Origin of the sequence: Bradyrhizobium sp. B124 (assembly GCF_038967635.1) — a bacterium.
Lineage (GTDB): Bacteria > Pseudomonadota > Alphaproteobacteria > Rhizobiales > Xanthobacteraceae > Bradyrhizobium.
Window position 1 is genome coordinate 6,210,874 of record NZ_CP152413.1, and the last position, 17,838, is coordinate 6,228,711.

General features: G+C 65.0%; 12 protein-coding genes. 10 read left to right on the forward strand and 2 right to left on the reverse strand.

Annotated features, from left to right (window positions below; all coding sequences use genetic code 11):
• The first annotated feature begins 109 nt into the window (after positions 1–109).
• Positions 110–4,273: a VCBS domain-containing protein gene (locus AAFG13_RS29490; RefSeq protein WP_342709007.1), complete on the forward strand. Its 4,164-nt coding sequence runs from the start codon at positions 110–112 to the stop codon at positions 4,271–4,273.
• Positions 4,274–4,367: 94 nt separating this feature from the next.
• The gene (locus AAFG13_RS29495) at positions 4,368–6,602 is read left to right on the forward strand and encodes an adenylate/guanylate cyclase domain-containing protein (protein WP_212311786.1); all 2,235 of its coding nucleotides are present in this window, start codon (positions 4,368–4,370) and stop codon (positions 6,600–6,602) included.
• A gap of 181 nt (positions 6,603–6,783) precedes the next feature.
• Here the strand turns inward: AAFG13_RS29495 and AAFG13_RS29500 are convergent, their stop codons facing one another.
• On the reverse strand, positions 6,784–8,391 hold the full coding sequence (locus tag AAFG13_RS29500; protein WP_342709008.1) for an ABC transporter substrate-binding protein: 1,608 nt from the start codon (positions 8,389–8,391) through the stop codon (positions 6,784–6,786).
• Between the two features lie 242 nt (positions 8,392–8,633).
• Between AAFG13_RS29500 and AAFG13_RS29505 the strand changes: the two genes are divergently transcribed.
• The 7 genes from AAFG13_RS29505 to AAFG13_RS29535 all read left to right on the forward strand — a co-directional run bounded on the left by AAFG13_RS29505 (position 8,634) and on the right by AAFG13_RS29535 (position 15,943).
• Positions 8,634–10,253 carry an ABC transporter substrate-binding protein gene (locus AAFG13_RS29505; protein ID WP_342713418.1) on the forward strand — a complete coding sequence of 540 codons (1,620 nt, stop codon included), beginning with the start codon at positions 8,634–8,636 and terminating at the stop codon, positions 10,251–10,253.
• A 198-nt stretch (positions 10,254–10,451) separates the two neighbouring features.
• On the forward strand, positions 10,452–11,405 hold the full coding sequence (locus AAFG13_RS29510; RefSeq protein WP_176528672.1) for an ABC transporter permease: 954 nt from the start codon (positions 10,452–10,454) through the stop codon (positions 11,403–11,405).
• Positions 11,406–11,416: 11 nt separating this feature from the next.
• Positions 11,417–12,295, forward strand: coding sequence for an ABC transporter permease (locus AAFG13_RS29515; RefSeq protein ID WP_212312904.1), 879 nt, complete (start codon positions 11,417–11,419; stop codon positions 12,293–12,295).
• A 3-nt stretch (positions 12,296–12,298) separates the two neighbouring features.
• Entirely contained in the window at positions 12,299–13,372 is a 1,074-nt protein-coding gene (locus AAFG13_RS29520; RefSeq protein ID WP_342709009.1) for an oligopeptide/dipeptide ABC transporter ATP-binding protein, read from the forward strand.
• A complete protein-coding gene (locus AAFG13_RS29525) occupies positions 13,369–13,560 on the forward strand; it encodes a hypothetical protein (RefSeq protein WP_092119665.1) in 192 nt (63 codons plus the stop codon). Before AAFG13_RS29520 ends, AAFG13_RS29525 begins: the two co-directional genes overlap by 4 nt.
• On the forward strand, positions 13,557–14,969 hold the full coding sequence (locus tag AAFG13_RS29530; RefSeq protein ID WP_342709011.1) for an amidase: 1,413 nt from the start codon (positions 13,557–13,559) through the stop codon (positions 14,967–14,969). The genes AAFG13_RS29525 and AAFG13_RS29530 overlap by 4 nt, the downstream gene beginning before the upstream one ends.
• On the forward strand, positions 14,966–15,943 hold the full coding sequence (locus tag AAFG13_RS29535) for an ABC transporter ATP-binding protein (RefSeq protein WP_342709012.1): 978 nt from the start codon (positions 14,966–14,968) through the stop codon (positions 15,941–15,943). The genes AAFG13_RS29530 and AAFG13_RS29535 overlap by 4 nt, the downstream gene beginning before the upstream one ends.
• Here the strand turns inward: AAFG13_RS29535 and AAFG13_RS29540 are convergent.
• A complete protein-coding gene (locus AAFG13_RS29540; protein WP_342709013.1) occupies positions 15,940–16,848 on the reverse strand; it encodes a LysR substrate-binding domain-containing protein in 909 nt (302 codons plus the stop codon). The two genes, AAFG13_RS29535 and AAFG13_RS29540, sit on opposite strands and share 4 nt — an antisense overlap.
• Before the next feature lie 112 nt (positions 16,849–16,960).
• Between AAFG13_RS29540 and AAFG13_RS29545 the strand changes: the two genes are divergently transcribed.
• Positions 16,961–17,755 carry an acyl-CoA thioesterase domain-containing protein gene (locus tag AAFG13_RS29545; RefSeq protein WP_212311780.1) on the forward strand — a complete coding sequence of 265 codons (795 nt, stop codon included), beginning with the start codon at positions 16,961–16,963 and terminating at the stop codon, positions 17,753–17,755.
• Positions 17,756–17,838: the final 83 nt, after the last annotated feature.

A 17,838-nucleotide genomic window follows, 5' to 3' on the forward strand; every position in this document is an offset into this window, starting at 1 on the left:
AGAGCACCTTGCGAAAGCACAGGATGGTTTCGCGAAGCTTTATCCGATGATATGCAGGCGTAATCATCTGGATATTCTACCAATATTAACCTTCGTGCGGTGATCCGCAGTGAACTTTGTCGAGAAATTCGACGGCTATTTGCCGAACACGGACGCTTATGCCCGTGGATCGGTGCATGTCGACAGCGTTTCCACGCACGCTCCGCCCGGCGCGATCACCGTCGACGACGGGCAATTGCTGTTCACCGGCGACTTCAAGCGGGCCGGGCTCGATCTCGTCATCTCGAAGGACGACCGGGAACTCGTCCTGCACGACTACTTCAAGGGCGAGAAACACGCGGCCCTGGCGTCGCCTGAAGGCGCGCATCTCACCGGCGACCTCGTCAAGGCGCTCACCGGCCACACCCAATATGCCCAGGCCGGCGGCGCGGTGGAACCGGCGAAGGTCATCGGCCATGTCACCAAGCTGGCGGGCAACGCCACCGCAATCCGCAACGGCGTCTCGATGGTCCTGAACCAGGGCGACAACGTCAACAAGGGTGACGTGGTTCAGTCCGGCAGCGACTCGACGCTCGGCATCACCTTCATCGACGGCACCGTGTTCGGTCTCGGGCCGAACGCCAAGATGGTGCTGAACGAGATGATCTACGACCCGAACGGGTCGAGCAATTCGTCGTTGATGAGCCTCGTCTCGGGCACCATCTCGTTCGTTGCCGGCGCGACTGCCAAGCATGGCGACATGAAGGTCGATACGCCGGTCGCGACCATGGGCATCCGCGGCACCGCGGTGCTGGTCGAGATCGATTTCGACGTCCAGGGCACGGGTGGTGTGCCGCCGGCCAAATTTCAGGTGCTGGTCGAGCCCGACGGCGCCACCGGCTCCTACATCCTGTTCGACAAGACGACGCTCAATCCGATCGCAACCGTCGATCAGGCCGGCACCCAGACCATCGTCAACGGCCAGGGCAGCGTCAGCTTCGTCTCGTCGGCGCAACTGTCGACCGATGCGCAGAAGCTGATCTCCGACGTCTTCGCGCTGAAGTTCACCGACAATTCGAATCCCAACACCAAGCTCACGACGAACTTCACGGACAGCGTCGTCCCGGTCACGATCGGCCTGAAGCTCGCGACCGGCGACGCCTTCGTGCCGATCAACTTTCTGCTGGGGTTGACCAACAATTCCGGATCGCAGGCCGCTGCCCCCAAGTCCGACCACATCGCCGGGGCGCCGCATGTCGTGACACAGAATGCGGCGTTCAGCGAACAGGCCGGGCAGACCCATAGCGGACTGCCCGACACGGTGAGCGGCCAGATCACGTGGGTGGATGTCAACCTCGGCGACAAGCCGACTGCAACGATCAACTTCAGCTCGTTCAGCTACCACGACGCCAGCGGCAACGACGTCACCTCGTCGCTGACGGCGGCGGAACAGGCGGCCATCGCGGCCGTCGAGGTCCCGGTGCTGCTCGACCCCAATCCGCTGAACAACAACATCGGCTCGGCGACCTGGACCTACAGCCTTGCCGACGGCGCCTTCGACTTCCTCGCCGCCGGCGAAACGCTGACGCTCACCTATATGGTGCGTGTCGATAACAACTACGCGCTGAGCAACGAGACCGCGTTCAAGACCATCACCATCACGATCACCGGCACCAACGACACGCCGGTCGTGACGTCCTCGGCACAGGTCGGTTCGATCACCGAACTGCCATGGACGACGAATTCCGCCGTGCACGATACGGCGCATGGCACGGTGACGTTTACCGATGCGGATTTGACCGACACGCACACGGTCGCCATCACCGGCGTCGCGGCGACCGGCTTCACTGGCGGAATTCCCAACCCGGCCACCATGCTGAGCTGGCTGTCGCTGGGCGCACTGACCGATTCGACCGACGGCATGACGGGATCGCGCTCCTGGACGTTCTCGGCCGCCGACAAGAGTTTCGATTATCTCGCCGCCGGCGAGACGCTGACGCTGATCTACACGGTCCAGATCGACGACCATCATGGTGGCGTCGTCACGGTCCCGATCACGATCACGATCGTCGGCACCGACGACAGGCCGGTGATCACCTCGCCGACCCAGGCAGCCGCCATCACCGAGGCCGAGGGCGTAACCGGTTCGGCGAATTCCGATACCGCGTTCGGCACCGTGACCTTCACCGATGCCGATCTCAGCGACACCCACAGCATCACCGTGGCCAGTGTCACCGAAACGGGCGTGACCACCGGGCTCCCCGATCAGGCGACGATCCTGAGCTGGCTCTCGCTCGGCACGCTGAAGGACACGACCGGCGGCGTGGCCGGATCCAATGCCTGGACGTTCTCGGCCGCCGACAAGAATTTCGACTATCTGGCGGCCGGCGAGAAGCTGACGCTGACCTACCTGATCCAGGTCGACGACCACCATGGCGGCGTCGTCACCCAGCCGGTCACGATCACCATCACCGGCACCAATGACACCCCGACATTCGCGTCGGAGCCGTCGACCACCTCGGTGCCCGAGGCGATCGGCGAGACCGGCTCGACCAAGCCGGACGTGGCTCAAGGCGTGGTGGCGTTTGCCGACGTCGATCTCAGCGACACCCATACCGTGTCCATCACCGGTGTCGCGGAATCCGGCACGACCAGCGGCCTGCCGGAGGACCAGTCCACGGTGCTGAACTGGCTCTCGCTGGGGGCGCTGACGGATTCGACCGGCCGTGTGAACGGATCGCAGGCCTGGACCTTCTCGGCCGCGGACCAGAATTTCGACTATCTCGCCGCCGGCGAGACGCTGACGCTGACCTACACAGTCAAGATCGACGACCATCATGGCGGCGTGATCAGCCAACCGGTGACGATCACGATCGTCGGCAGCAATGACGCACCCACCGTCACGTCGGCGCCGCAGACCGCCACCATTCCCGAGCAGCCCGACACGACGGGTTCATCCAAGCCGGACGTCGCATCGGGCGTGGTGGGATTTGCCGATGTCGATCTCAGCGATAATCACACCGTATCCATCACCGGCGTGATCGAATCCGGGGCGACCGCGGGCCTGCCCGAGGACCAGTCCACGATCCTGAACTGGCTTTCGCTGGGGACGCTGACGGATTCGACCGGTCATGTGAACGGATCACAGGCCTGGACCTTCTCGGCCGCGGACCAGAATTTCGACTATCTCGCCGCAGGCGAGACGCTGACGCTGACCTACACGATCCAGATCGACGACCATCATGGCGGCGTCATCACCCAGCCCGTGACGATCACGATCAACGGCGCCAACGACGCACCCACGCTCGCCGACGTCAATGCCGGCACGCTCACCGACACCGCTGCTAACGACACGTTCAGCCCGCTCACCGGCGCGCTGCACGGCCATGACGTTGACGACGGCGAGACGGCGACGCTGACCTATGCCGCCCTCAATTCGGACCACGTCGCGGTCAACTCCTCGATCGCGGGCCTCTACGGCTCGCTTACGGTCAACGCCGACGGCACCTACAGCTATGTTCCCGACGCCGCCGCGATCAACGCGCTGGCCAAGGGCACCTATGCCGACACGTTCACCGTCGAGACCATCGATGCCCATGGCGCGACCGGGACTGCGACGCTGACGGTCGATGTCGTCGGCGCCAACGACGCGCCGGTGATCCATGCTGACAACATCAGCATCACCGATAATCCCAACGGGACCGAAACGATCTCCGGCTTGACGGTCACGGATGTGGATGCCGGCGCCAACGAGAACTTCACCCTGGCGGCCGCGACCAACCCCGGATCGGGCAGCAGCGTCGCGCCGCCAGCGTTGGTCGGCCATCTCCCGGATATCAACACCGCGCTCGGGTCGCCCGGCCTTGTCTACAATCCGGGCCAGACCCCGCCGGCGACCGACAAGATCGCGCTCTCCGTGACCGACGGCCACGGCGCGAGCGATACGGTCAACCTGATCTTCAACGTCCAGCAAAATCCGCCCCAGCCGGTGACGCTGACGGGCACCAGCGACAAGGACGTGTTCTTCGGATCGGGCTATCAGGACAAGTTCGTGTTTGCGCCGAACTTCAATCACGACACGATCCTGAACTTTACGCCGGGCCAGGACCAGATCGACCTGTCCACGGTCGTCTCGACAAGCACCTTCAGCAGCTGGTTCGATCAGCATGCGACGACGTCGCCGACGAATTCGGCGGATACGCTGATCACGGTCGACAGTGCAGACACGATCACGTTGCACAATGTCTCGAAGGCGAGTTTGCATCAGAGCGATTTCATCATTCATTATACCTGATGGGCGTCGGCCTCCTGAAAAAGGCCGGCTGGATCCTGCATTGCGCAACGTCTGCTCGATTGGAACAACTCTCCGCGCGTGATATCCAGACGGTATGAGACGGCTGAAGGCGATACGAAGGTGGTTCGGACGGCGCTTCGGCTATGCGCGGCTGGCCTGCGTGGCGCTGTTGATCGGCATTGCCGCGCTGCGGATCGCGGATCCGGCTCCGATTCAGGAGCTTCGCGTCAGGACGTTCGACACATTCCAGGTGATCGAACCCCGCCAGAAGACCGCGCGGCCCGTCACCATCGTCGATATCGACGAAAAGAGCCTCGCCGATCCCCGGCTCGGGCAATGGCCGTGGCCGCGGACGCGGCTCGCCGACATCGTCATCAATCTCACCCGGCTCGGCGCCGTGGTGATCGCGTTCGACGCGGTGTTCTCCGAGCCCGACCGTCTCAACCCCGATATCGCGGCCGATACGTTCAGCAGCCTCGACGAGGAGATGCGCGCCAGGCTGCGGCAGCTGCCGAGCAACGACAGCATCCTGGCCGACGCCATCAAGAACTCGCGTGTGGTGCTCGGCGAGTCCGGCGGCCCCAACGTGCGCGCCGACCTCAACGAAAAGCTGCCGGTCACCGGGCTTGCGATGCTCGGCGAGGAGCCGCAGAGCTTCATGTTCCAGTTTCCGGGATTGTTGCGCAACGTTCCGGTGCTCGAGGAGGCCGCGGCCGGGCGAGGCCTGTTCACGATCAGGCCGGAACGCGACGGCATCGTCAGGCGGGTGCCGATGATGATGGTCGCGCAGGGCATCACCATGCCGTCGCTGACCTTCGAAATGCTGCGGGTGGCGGGCGGTTCGGGCACCATCCTGATCAAGGCCGACAAGGCCGGCATCAAGAGCCTCGGTATCAAGGGCTTTGCGATCCCGACCGACCTCTATGGCCAGCTCTGGATCCACTACGCACGCCGTGACCCCTCGATCTACGTCTCGGCCGTCGACGTGCTGGACGGGCGGGTGCCGCCCGACAGGATCGCCGGCAAGCTGATCCTGATCGGCACCTCCTCGGTCGGGCTCAACGACATCAAGACCACGCCGGTGACACCGGCGATGCCCGGGGTCGAGGTTCACGCCCAGGTGCTGGAGAGCGCGCTGACCGGCGACGTGGTTTCGCAACCGAACTACGGCATCGGCATCGAGTTCTTCGCCGCGCTGATCATGGGGCTGCTGGTCATCGCCTTCGCGCCGAAGTTCGGTCCGATCACGCTGGTCGTCGTTGGCGGGATGTTCGCCTCGGTGCTGACCGGCACATCCTGGTATTTCTATTCCCAGCATCGGCTCCTGATCGATTTTACCTATCCGCTGATGTCGACCACGGCGATCTACCTCACGCTGATCTTCTCCGCCTTCGTGCGCGAACAGCAGCAGCGCCGGCAGATCAGATCGCAATTCGTGCAGTACATGTCGCCCGCGCTGGTCGAGCAGCTGGCGCAGTCGCCGGAGCGGCTCGTGCTCGGCGGCGAAGAGCGCGAGATGACCATCATGTTCTCGGACATGCGCGGCTTCACCTCGATCTCGGAAACCTACAAGCGCGATCCGCAGGGCCTCACGGCGCTGATGAACCGTTTCCTCACGCCGCTCACCAACGCGATCCTCGCCCGCAAAGGCTATATCGACAAATATATGGGCGACGCCATCATGGCGTTCTGGAACGCGCCGCTCGACGACAAGCAGCACCAGCTCAACGCCTGCGACGCCGCGCTTGACATGCTGGAGCACGTCGGCGACCTCAACCGCAAGCGCGAACAGGAAGCGCAGGACGGTGGCCACGTCTATGTGCCGCTCAACATCGGCGTCGGCCTCAACACCGGCACCTGCGTGGTCGGCAATATGGGGTCTGATCTCAAGTTCAATTATTCGGTGCTCGGCGACAGCGTCAATCTGGCGGCGCGGCTGGAGGGGCAGTCCAAGGAATACGGCTTCCCGATCATCGTGGGATCGAAGACCGCGCTCGCGGTGAAGGAGAAGTTCGCGATCCTCGAACTCGACTTCATCATGGTGAAGGGCAAGAAGGAGCCCGAGGTGATCTATGCGATCGCCGGCCGCGAGGACGTGGCCGGTTCTGGCCGCTTCCAGCGGCTGCGCAACCTGACCATCGAGATGCTCGCCTGCTACCGCGGCCGCGACTGGGACGGCGCGCTCGCCGCGATAGAGCGTGGCCGCAAGACCGACGAGGCGCAGACGCTGCAATATCTCTACCGCCTCTATGAGGCGCGCATCCGCGCCTTCCAGAACGAGCCCCCGCCGGACGATTGGGACGGCGCCTTTGCGTTGACGACGAAATAGGCGCCGCAAACGCAGTGTCGTCCCGGCTGACGACGAAATGGGCGCCACAAATCCGGTGTCGTCCCGGCGAAGGCCGGGACTCATATGCCGTGGCCGGCGTAGTGGGCAAGCGGCCAGACGGCTTTCTAACAACACCCATTCGTGGTTATGGGTCCCGGCCTTCGCCGGGACGACGAGAGACCTACTCCAGACCGATCTGCGTCAGATCCTGGAACCAGTGCTGCGCCTGCACGAAGGTTTTCACCTTCGGCGACAGCGCGTGCGGATTGGTGTCGTGCACCACCCACACCAGCGCAGCATCGTCGACGATCAGCGCGTGCGCCTGCGCCAGCAGCGCATCCTGTTTCGCGCTGTCGAAGGTCTGTTTGGCCTCGTCGATCAGCGCGTCGACCTTCGGATTCTTGTAGCCGCCCCAGTTAACGCCTGTCGGCGCCACCTGGCCGGAATGGAAGAACCGCACGATGGCGTAGAGCGGATCCGAGGTGACATAGGCGATGTTGTTGGCGGTGATGCCGGCGTTCATCTCGTCGGCCGCGCCCTTGCGCCAGTGCGAATAGAGTGTCTCGAGCTCGACGACCTTGAAGTCAATATCGATGCCGATCTCCTTGAAACTCTGCTGCAGGAATTCGTTCATCGGCAGCGACAGCATCTGCCCGGTGCCACCCTGGGCGATGATGAAGGTGGTCTTCAGCGGCTTGTCCTTTGAATAGCCGGCTTCCTCCACCAGCTTTTTGGCGGCCGCGAGGTCGTATTTCAGTTCGAAGCTCGGCTTGCCGAACCACGGGCTCGACGGGTCGACCTGGCCCTTGGCCGGCTTGGCCAGGCCGTTCATCAGGCCAACCACCGCATCGCGGTCGATCGCGAGGTTGAGTGCCTTGCGCAGGCGGATGTCGGTCCAGGGCGAACCCGGCAGCACGCTCAAGTGATAATTCCAGACATGCGGCGTCACGTTGTCGACGATCCTCATGCCGGCGGCCTTCAGCTGCGGCACGGCGTCGGGCGCCGGTGTTTCGATCAGGTCGACCTGGCCGGCCAGCAGCGCGTTGGTGCGGGTCAGCGCCTCCGGCATCGGGATCAGGATCATCTTGTCGACCTTCGCCAGCCGCTTCTTGTCCCAATAGTCCGGGTTCTTGGTCAGCTCGGCGAGCTCGCGCGGCACCAGCTTGGTCAGCTTGAACGGGCCGGTGCCGGAGGGCTGGCTGGCGAACTTGTCCCAGTCCCTGCCGAGCTTCTCATATTGCGCGGGGCTCGAGACCAGGAACCAGAGCATCTGGTAGGGGAAAAAGGAGTCGACCGTCTTGGTGGTGATCTCGATGGTCTGGTCGTCGATCTTGGCGTAGCTCGCGACCGAGGGCAGTCGGGTCTTGACCTGCGCGCTTTGCCGCTTGTCGAATTGCGGTGCCTTGTCGTTCAGCACCTTGTCGAGATTCCAGATCACCGCGTCGGCGTTGAAGTCGCTGCCGTCGTGGAATTTCACGCCCTTGCGCAGGGTGAAGCGCCACTTGGTCTTGTCGTTGTCATCGACCTTCCATTCGGTCGCAAGCCCGGGCACCAGTTTTCCCGGCCGGTCGGCCACGTCCATCTCCCAGGCCACCAGCGGATCGTAGATCGTGTAGGCCGTGAACTGATAGGCGCCGGCGCCGCGATCGGGCTGGCCGGTCGTCAGCGGAATGTCGGCCATCGAAATGCCGTAGCGCACAATGGACTCTGCTCGCGCCGAGGTGGCCGGCCAGCCCGCGGTCAGGGCGAGCGCCATTGCCGCCGTCAGGATCGAATTGCGCGCGCGCATATGAAGGCTCCGTTGGTGGGAAGTCGGGGCCAAATCCTGCAAGCATGATGCCAGAATAGGCATCTTCGCACGGTTGGGGCGCGAGGTGGGAAGAAATGACGCGCCCAGCGGTTATTTGCTGAAGAACTATTCCTCTTGGCACAGGCATTGCATACGCTTGCCCAAGAAATAATCACTAAAACGTCACCAGACTTCGAAGGGTTGCTCAGATGCGTAACAGGAAGACCAATGCGACGGCGATCATGCTGGCGCTTGCGATCGCCAACTGTGTGCCGGCGATCGCCAGCGCCGAGACCGTGCTGCGCATTGGCATGACGGCTGCCGATATTCCGCGCACGCTCGGGCAGCCCGACCAGGGTTTTGAGGGCAACCGTTTCACCGGGCTCACGATGTACGACGCGCTGACGATGTGGGACCTGTCGTCGTCGGACAAGGCGAGCGCGATGATCCCGGGCCTCGCCACCGAGTGGAAGGTTGACGATGCCGACAAGACCAAGTGGGTCTTCAAGCTGCGTCCCGGCGTCAGCTTTCACGACGGCTCACCGTTCAATGCTGACGCCGTGGTCTGGAACGTCGACAAGGTGCTGAAGCAGGACGCGCCGCAATACGATGCGAGCCAGGTCGGCGTTACCGCCTCGCGCATGCCGACCTTGGTCTCCGCGCGCAAGATCGACGACATGACGGTGGAGCTGACCACCAAGGAGCCGGACAGCTTCCTGCCGATCAACCTCACCAATATGTTCATGGCGAGCCCGGCCAAGTGGCAACAATTCTACGACAAGGCCGAAGGTGCCGACGCCAAGGCGAAGTCGCAGGCCGCATGGGCCGCGTTCGCCAAGGACGCTTCGGGCACCGGCCCCTGGAAGATGTCGAGCTTCACCCCGCGCGAGCGGCTTGAGCTCGTGAAGAACGAGAACTACTGGGACAAGGCCCGCGTGCCGAAGACCGACAAGATGGTGCTGTTGCCGATGCCCGAGGCCAACGCGCGCACTGCGGCGCTGCTGTCGGGGCAGGTGAACTGGATCGAGGCGCCGGCGCCCGACGCGCTGCCCGAAATCAAGCAGCGTGGCTTCAATCTCTATTCCAATGAGGAGCCGCATGTCTGGCCGTGGCAGTTCTCCCGCGTCGAGGGCTCGCCGTGGAATGACATCCGCGTCCGCAAGGCCGCCAATCTCTGTGTTGATCGCGAAGGGCTGCGTGACGGCCTGCTCGCGGGGCTGATGGTGCCGGCCACCGGCACGTTCGAGCCCGGCCATCCCTGGCGCGGCAACCCGACCTTCCAGATCAAATACGACAAGCCGGCCGCGCAGAAGCTGATGCAGGAGGCCGGCTTCGGTCCGAACAAGAAGCTGACGGTCAAGATCCAGACCTCGGCGTCGGGTTCGGGCCAGATGCTGCCGCTGCCGATGAACGAGTATCTGCAACAGGCTCTGGCCGAGTGCTACTTCGATGTGCAGCTCGACGTCATTGAGTGGAATACGCTGTTCACCAACTGGCGGCGCGGCGCCAAGGATCCGTCGGCCAACGGATCGAACGCGACCAACGTCACCTATGCGGCGATGGATCCGTTCTTCGCGCTGGTGCGCTTCCTGCAATCGGGCATGGCGCCGCCGGTCTCGAACAATTGGGGTTTCATCAACAATCCGAAGTTCGACGAACTGGTGAAGAAGGCCCGCCAGACCTTCGAACCGGCGGCGCGCGATGCTGCGCTCGCCGAACTGCACGCCGCCTCGGTCGATGATGCGGCGTTCCTGTACGTCGCTCACGACGTTGCGCCGCGTGCGATGAGCCCGAAGGTCAAGGGCTTTGTGCAGCCGAAGAGCTGGTTCGTCGACTTCTCGCCGGTCTCGGTTGTGCCGTGAGATAACCCGCGGCGCTCTTGGGTACCCTCTCCCCTTGTGGGAGAGGGTGGCTTCGCGAGAGCAAAGCCGAGTGAGGGGTTGTCTCCGCGGGCACTCCTCGCTGAAATGAAATGACTGTATCCGCGGATAGAACCCCTCATCCGGCGCGCTCTGCGCGCCACCTTCTCCCACAAGGGGAGAAGGAAGAAAGAACCCAACGTGCTCGCCTATACGTCCAGACGGATCGTCTACGTCATTCCGATCGTGCTCAGCGTTGCGCTGGTGTGCTTCCTCTTGGTGCACATCACGCCCGGCGATCCTCTGGTCGCGGTGCTGCCGGCTGACGCCTCGCAGGAGCTCGCCGCGCAATTGCGCAGCGCTTACGGCTTCGATCGCCCATTGCCGGTGCAATTCGGTCTGTGGCTATGGCGCGCGATCCATGGCGATCTCGGCAATTCGATCGCCACGGGACGGCCGGTGCTGTCGGAAGTGATGCGCGCGGTCGGCAACACCGTGATGCTGGCGATTGCGGCCGCGATGATCGGCTTCACGCTCGGCCTGCTGTTCGGGCTGATCGCCGGCTATTTCCGCGACACCTGGGTCGACAAGGTCGCGACGTCAGTTGCCATCGCCGGCGTCTCGCTGCCGCATTACTGGCTCGGCATGGTGCTGGTCATTATCTTCTCGGTGCAGCTCAACTGGCTGCCCGCGGTCGGCGCAGGTCCCGGCGGCTCCGGCGCCTGGGCATGGGACTGGGAGCATCTGCGCTATCTGGTGCTGCCCGCGATCACCACCTCGGTGATCCCGATGGGTATCGTCACCCGCACGGTGCGCGCGCTGACCGGCGATATCCTGAGCCAGGATTTTGTCGAGGCGCTGCGCGCCAAGGGCCTGCGCGAGACCGGGGTGTTCCGCCACGTCATCAAGAACGCGGCGCCGACCGCGCTTGCGGTGATGGGTCTGCAACTCGGCTACATGCTCGGCGGCTCGATCCTGATCGAGACCGTGTTCTCCTGGCCGGGCTCGGGGCTCCTGCTGAACTCGGCGATCTTCCAGCGCGATCTTCCGCTGCTGCAGGGCACGATCCTGGTGCTGGCGCTGTTCTTCGTGCTGCTCAATCTCCTGGTCGATATCGCGCAGGCCGCGATCGATCCGCGCATCAAGCGGAGCTAGCCATGAGTGCGATGTCAGATACTGCATTGCAGGCCGCCCCCGTGACCAAGGCACGCGGCTACTGGGCGACGGTTGGGCGCCGCATCAGGCGCGACAAGGTCAGCATGGCCTGCGCCACCATCCTGGTGCTGATTTTCGCCTCCGCGCTGCTGGCGCCATGGCTGCATCTCGCCGATCCCTATCAGGGCTCGATGATCCGCCGTCTCCGCCATATCGGCACGCCGGGCTATCCGCTCGGCACCGACGAACTCGGCCGCGACATGCTGGCGCGGCTGATCTATGGCGGACGGCTGTCGCTGGTGATCGGCATTCTGCCGGTGATCCTCGCCTTCATGATCGGCACCTCGCTCGGCCTCGTCGCCGGTTACGTCGGCGGCAAGCTCAACACCGCGATCATGCGCACCGTCGACGTGTTCTACGCATTTCCGTCGGTGCTGCTGGCGATCGCGATCTCGGGAGCGCTCGGCGCCGGCATCACCAATTCGATCGTATCGCTGACCATCGTGTTCGTGCCGCAGATCACCCGCGTGGCCGAAAGCGTCACCACCGGTGTCCGCAACATGGATTTCGTCGAGGCGGCGCGCGCGTCTGGCGCCGGTCCTTTCACCATCATGCGCGTGCACATGCTCGGCAATGTGCTCGGCCCGATCTTCGTCTACGCCACCGGCCTGATCTCGGTGTCGATGATCCTCGCGGCCGGTCTCTCCTTCCTCGGGCTCGGCACCAAGCCGCCGGAGCCGGAATGGGGCTTGATGCTGAACACGCTGCGTACCGCGATCTATGTCAATCCATGGGTCGCGGCGCTGCCGGGTGCGATGATCTTCGCGGTCTCGATCTGCTTCAATCTGCTCAGCGACGGCATGCGCAGCGCCATGGACATCAGGAACTAAGGCATGAGCGAGGCAAATATCCCCGTCGATATGCTGGAGCCGGTCGCCGATATCGGCGGCGCCGCGCAGCCGCTGCTGCAGGTCAAGGGGTTGACCAAGCACTTCCCGGTGCGCGGCGGGCTGTTCAGCCCGCGCAAGACCGTGCGTGCCGTCGACGACGTCAATTTCGCGGTCATGAAGGGTGAGACCGTCGGCATCGTCGGCGAATCCGGCTGCGGCAAGTCGACCACCGCGCGGCTGCTGATGCACCTGATGGCGCGCGATGCCGGCGACATCATCTTTGACGGCCGGCAGGTCGGCCCGGCGCTCTCGCTGCGCGATTTGCGGCGCGGCGTGCAGATGGTGTTCCAGGACAGCTACGCCTCGCTCAACCCGCGCCTCACCATCGAGGAGTCGATCGCCTTCGGACCCAAAGTCCACGGCATGGCCGACGACACGGCGCGGACGCTGGCGCGCGAGCTGCTCGGCAAGGTGGGCCTGCGGCCAGAGATCTTCGCCAACCGCTATCCGCACGAAGTGTCCGGCGGCCAGCGCCAGCGCGTCAACATCGCCCGCGCGCTAGCGCTGTCGCCGCGGCTCGTGATTCTCGACGAGGCGGTTTCTGCGCTCGACAAATCGGTCGAGGCGCAGGTGCTCAATCTGCTCGCCGACTTGAAGCGCGAATTCGGCCTGACTTATCTGTTCATCAGCCACGATCTCAACGTGGTCCGCTACATCTCCGATCGCGTGCTTGTGATGTATCTCGGCGAAGTCGTCGAGCTCGGCCCGGTCGGCGCGGTCTGGGACGCGCCGGCGCATCCCTATACCCGCGCGTTGCTGGCGGCGATGCCGTCATCCGATCCCGACAGGCGCACCGAGGTGCCCCCGATCTCGGGCGATCCGCCCAATCCGATCGATCCGCCGGCCGGCTGCCGGTTTCACACCCGTTGTCCGTTTGCGGAGCCGCTCTGCGCAAACGACACGCCAAAACTCAGCGATCTCGATACAATGGGCCATCAAGCGGCGTGCTACATGGCCATTCCTGGCTCGGGGCACAGCCGCGCGCCGGCAAAAGCAAAAGGAGAAAACGCGGCATGACCAGACCAACTCCCAAAGACGTCAAGGTGATCGCGCACGTCGCCGACGTGCCTGCCGATGACGATGTCGCCACCCGCATCGCCAACTCGATCGGCCCCGCATTCGACGGCTTCGCACCGATCTCGGGCACGCTGCCGTTCGATCTCGAACCCGCGAGCTTCCTGCTGGCGCAGAAGGTGTCGAAATGAGCACCGAGCCAGCCCTGATGACGCTGACCGCGGTCGCTAAGGCGATTGCCGACAGGAAAGTCTCCTCGCATGAGGTGACGCGCGCCGTGCTGCATCGCGTTGCGGAATGGCAGCCGCGCCTCAACGCCTATATGGCAATCGAATCCGAACAGGCGCTTGCGGCCGCCACGGAGGCCGATGCCGCGCTCGCCAAGGGCAACAGCCGCGGCGCACTGCACGGCGTGCCGCTGGCGCACAAGGACATGTATTACGAGGCCGGCAAGGTCGTGACCTGCGGCTCGCTGATCCGCCGCGACTTCGTGCCGAAGACGACCGCGACGGCGTTGCAGCGGCTGAAGGATGCCGGGCAGGTCCGGCTCGGCTCGCTGCAGATGGTCGAGTTCGCCTATGGGCCGACCGGCCACAACGTGCATTACGGCGCGGTGCGCAATCCCTGGAATGTCGAGCACATCACCGGCGGTTCGTCGTCGGGCTCGGGCTCGGCGGTCGCCGCGCGGCTCACCTTTGCCGCGCTCGGCTCCGACACCGGCGGCTCGGTCCGCATGCCCGCGCATTTCTGCGGCGTCACCGGCCTCAAGACGACGGTCGGCCGCGTCAGCCGCGCCGGCGCGATGCCGCTGTCGCAGTCGCTCGATACCGTCGGCCCGCTGGCGCAGACCGCGGAGGACTGCGCGCTGCTGCTCGGCCTGATGGCCGGCGCCGACCCAGAGGATCTGACGGCGTCGACGCAGCCGGTGCCGGACTATCTGGCGGCGACAAGGCAGTCGCTGAAAGGTCTCAAGATCGGCGTCCCGACGGCGTTCTATGTCGACGACCTCGATCCTGAGGTGGCGCGCATCCTCGATGAGACGGTGGCCACCTTGAAGAAGGAAGGCGCCGAGATCGTCAAGGTCGAGCTGCCCGATCAGCGCCAGCTCAGCGCCTCGTCGCAACTCGTGCTCGCGGCCGAGGCCGCGGCCTACCACAAGCGCTGGATGATCGAGCGGCCGCAGGATTACGGCGCGCAGGTCCTGATGCGGCTGCAGAATGGTCTCACCATTCCCGCGGTCACCTACCTTGAGGCGATGCGCTGGCGCGGCCCCGCACTCGCCGCGCACAATGCGGCGGTCAGCGGTGTCGATGCGGTGATCGCGCCGTCGGCCCCGGTGCCGGCCCCGACGATCGCCGAGAGCGACGTCGGCAATGGCCCGGGCGCGGAAGCGGTGATCCAGCGGCTGACGCGGTTCACCCGCCCGGTCAACTATCTCGGCCTGCCGTCGCTCTCGATCCCTTCGGGCTTCACCAAGGCGGGTCTGCCGGTCGGCATGCAGCTGATCGGCCGCTCGTTCGAGGAAGCGGTGTTGCTCCGGATCGGCGCCGCCTTCCAGCGCGCGACCGACTTCCACGCCAGGGTGCCCAAGCTCGCATGACCAATCTCGTCGAGATCAACAACCTCAACATCCGCTTCACCGGAGATCGCACGGTCCATGCCGTGAACGACCTCAGCCTACTGCTCGGCGAGGGCGAGGTGTTGGGGCTGCTCGGCGAGTCCGGCTCGGGCAAGAGCGTGACGCTGCGCGCGCTGATGCGGCTGTTGCCGAAGAAGCGCACGCAGATCACCGGCAGCGTCAGTGTGCTCGGCCGGGACGTGCTGGCGATGGATGACGAGGCGCTGTCCGCATTCCGCGGACAGACCGTCTCGATGATCTTCCAGGAGCCGGCGCTGGCACTCGACCCGGTCTACACCATCGGCCGCCAGATCGCTGAAACGGTGATGCGTCACGAGGGCAAGAGCGAGCGCGACGCCACAGCGCGCGCGCTCGAGATGCTCGAAGTGGTGCGGATCCCCTCCGCGAAACGACGGCTCGACTCCTATCCGCACGAGATGTCGGGCGGCATGCGCCAGCGTGCGATGATCGCGCTGGCGCTGGCGTGCAAGCCGAAGATTCTGCTCGCGGACGAGCCGACCACGGCGCTCGATGCCACCGTGCAGATTCAGATCCTGCTGCTGCTGCGCGAGCTGCAGCGCGAGTTCGGGATGTCGGTCATCTTCGTCACTCACGACATCGGCGTTGCCATCGAGATCTGCGACCGGGTCGCGGTGATGTATGCCGGCCAGATCGTGGAGCAGGGCGCCTTGCGCGATATCGTGCGCACGCCGGTTCATCCCTATGCGAAGGGCCTGCTGGCCTCGACCATTCACAGCGCGATGCGCGGCCAGCGGCTCGAGACCATTCCGGGCACGCCGCCCTCGCTCGATCACGCGCCGGCCAGTTGCTCGTTTGCGCCGCGCTGCAAGTTCGCCGAGCCGCGCTGCAGTGAACAATTGCCGCCCAGCGTGCAAACCGCGCCCGGGCATCTGGCGCGCTGCGTTCTCGCAGAACCGGCAGTCGCCGCGGTTTAGCTTGCCCGCTCCACCGCGTCGGCGATCCAGCGCCGCACCGCCGCGATCCGCCGGTCTCGTGCCTGCTCGGTGCGGGAGATCAGGTAGATCGTCTCGTGATGCGCGGCCTCGAACGCAAACGGCGCCACCAGCCGCTTGCCGAAGCCCGGCCGGGCCTTGATCAGGGGCGCCATAGCGAGCGCCACGCCGAGCCCGTGTTCGGCGGCCTCCAGCATCGCCGGCACGCTGTCGAGCCACAGATGCCCGCGCGGGGCGAGATGCGGCAGCCCGGCCTCCTTCAGCCAGGCCGGCCACGCCCGCGGTTGCGTCGTGACATGGATCAGCACCTCGCGCGACAAGTCCGCGGGGCTCCGAAGCCCCGCCTTGACCATCGCCGGCGTGCAGACCGGCAATCCCTTGACCTGGACCAGCGGTTCGACCTTCAGCCCGGCGGCATGTTCCCGCCCGTAGCGGATCGCGACGTCGACGCGCGAGCCGTTGAAGTCGGCATATTGGTGCGTGGCCTCGATCCGCAGCGTCAGTTGTGGATGGCGCTGCTTGAACTCTGGCAGCGCCGGCAGCAGCACGGCGCTGGTGAAGAACGGCAGTGAGCTGATCCACAGCTCACCGCTGGTCTCGCCGCGTTGCCGCAGCATGTCGCGGCTCGCCTCCTGCAGCGTCGCCAGCGCGGCCGACACCTTTGCAAGATAGCGCTCGCCGTCCGCGGTCAGCCGCACCGAGCGCGCGCCGCGGACGAACAGCTTGGTGCCGAACTGCTGCTCCAGTCCGCGGATCTGATGGCTGATCGCCGACGGGCTCAGCGACAGGTCGCGCGCGGCGCGGCGAAAGCTGAGCTGGGTTGCCGCGCGCTCGAAGGCGAGCAGCGCCGGCAGCGGTGGGATGGCCCGTGGATCCGGGGCATCCAATGGGTGAATTCTGTTCACCTGAAGTGATGGATGGCCTTTTGTCATGGTCGCTATTCTTGGATCAGATTGCTCCCACGCTCAATCCTGCTCACCTCAGGAGATATCATCCGCCTTGGCCATCTTCGAACCGCTCGCCACGCCGCATCACTGGAAGCCCGCCGCGCTGGCGGCGGGGCCGTTCGCTGGCCTCCAGGGCGGAGCGGTCGCAAGCCTCTTGACCGCCGAGGTCGAGGCGATGGCAGGTCCGCGCAACTGGGGCACCGCGATATCGGCGTCAGCCTGGTTCCTGCGGCCGACGCCGATGGCGGAATTGCGCACGCAAGTCGCCGTCGTGACCGAGGGCGGCCGGGTCAGCGTCGTCGACAACACGCTGTGGCCGGCCGGCGAGGAGCAGCCCTGTGCGACGGTGCGCGTGACGCTGTCGCGCGAACGTGCGGTCGAGGTCCCCGGTTTTCACGGCAGCGCAGCCGACCCGGTGGATCCCACGGTCTTTCCGTTGCGCAGCCCGCACGCCGTCCACGGCCGCAGCTGGTTCATGGACGCGATGGAAGCCCGTGCCGGCGGCGACGTCGCCTGGTTTCGTATGCATCATAGCGTGATCGCGGATGCCGGCCCGCTGGCGCGCGTGCTCGGTCCGGCCGACTGGACCCACGGCATCGCGCGCCCAGTGCAGAACGTGGTGGCCGACCCCAATCCGAACCTCGCGGTGCAGCTGTTCAGGCCGCCACGGGGCGCGTGGATCGGTATTCGCGCCGAGGCCCGCTGGCGCCCGGAGGCCGGGCTTGGCGTCGGCAGCGGGGTATTGCTCGATGTGGATGGCGAGATCGGCCGGGTCTCAATGTCGGTCATTCTCGTGCCCTTTCCAGGAAGCGCACCTGCCTCAAGCCCGGGTTCCGCGGCGGGCTAACGCTAATTATTCCTTCAACTGTCTGTGGCATCACAAAAATAGGCCGCGAACCATGCTTTGGTCGGCGCGACTTGAATTGGACG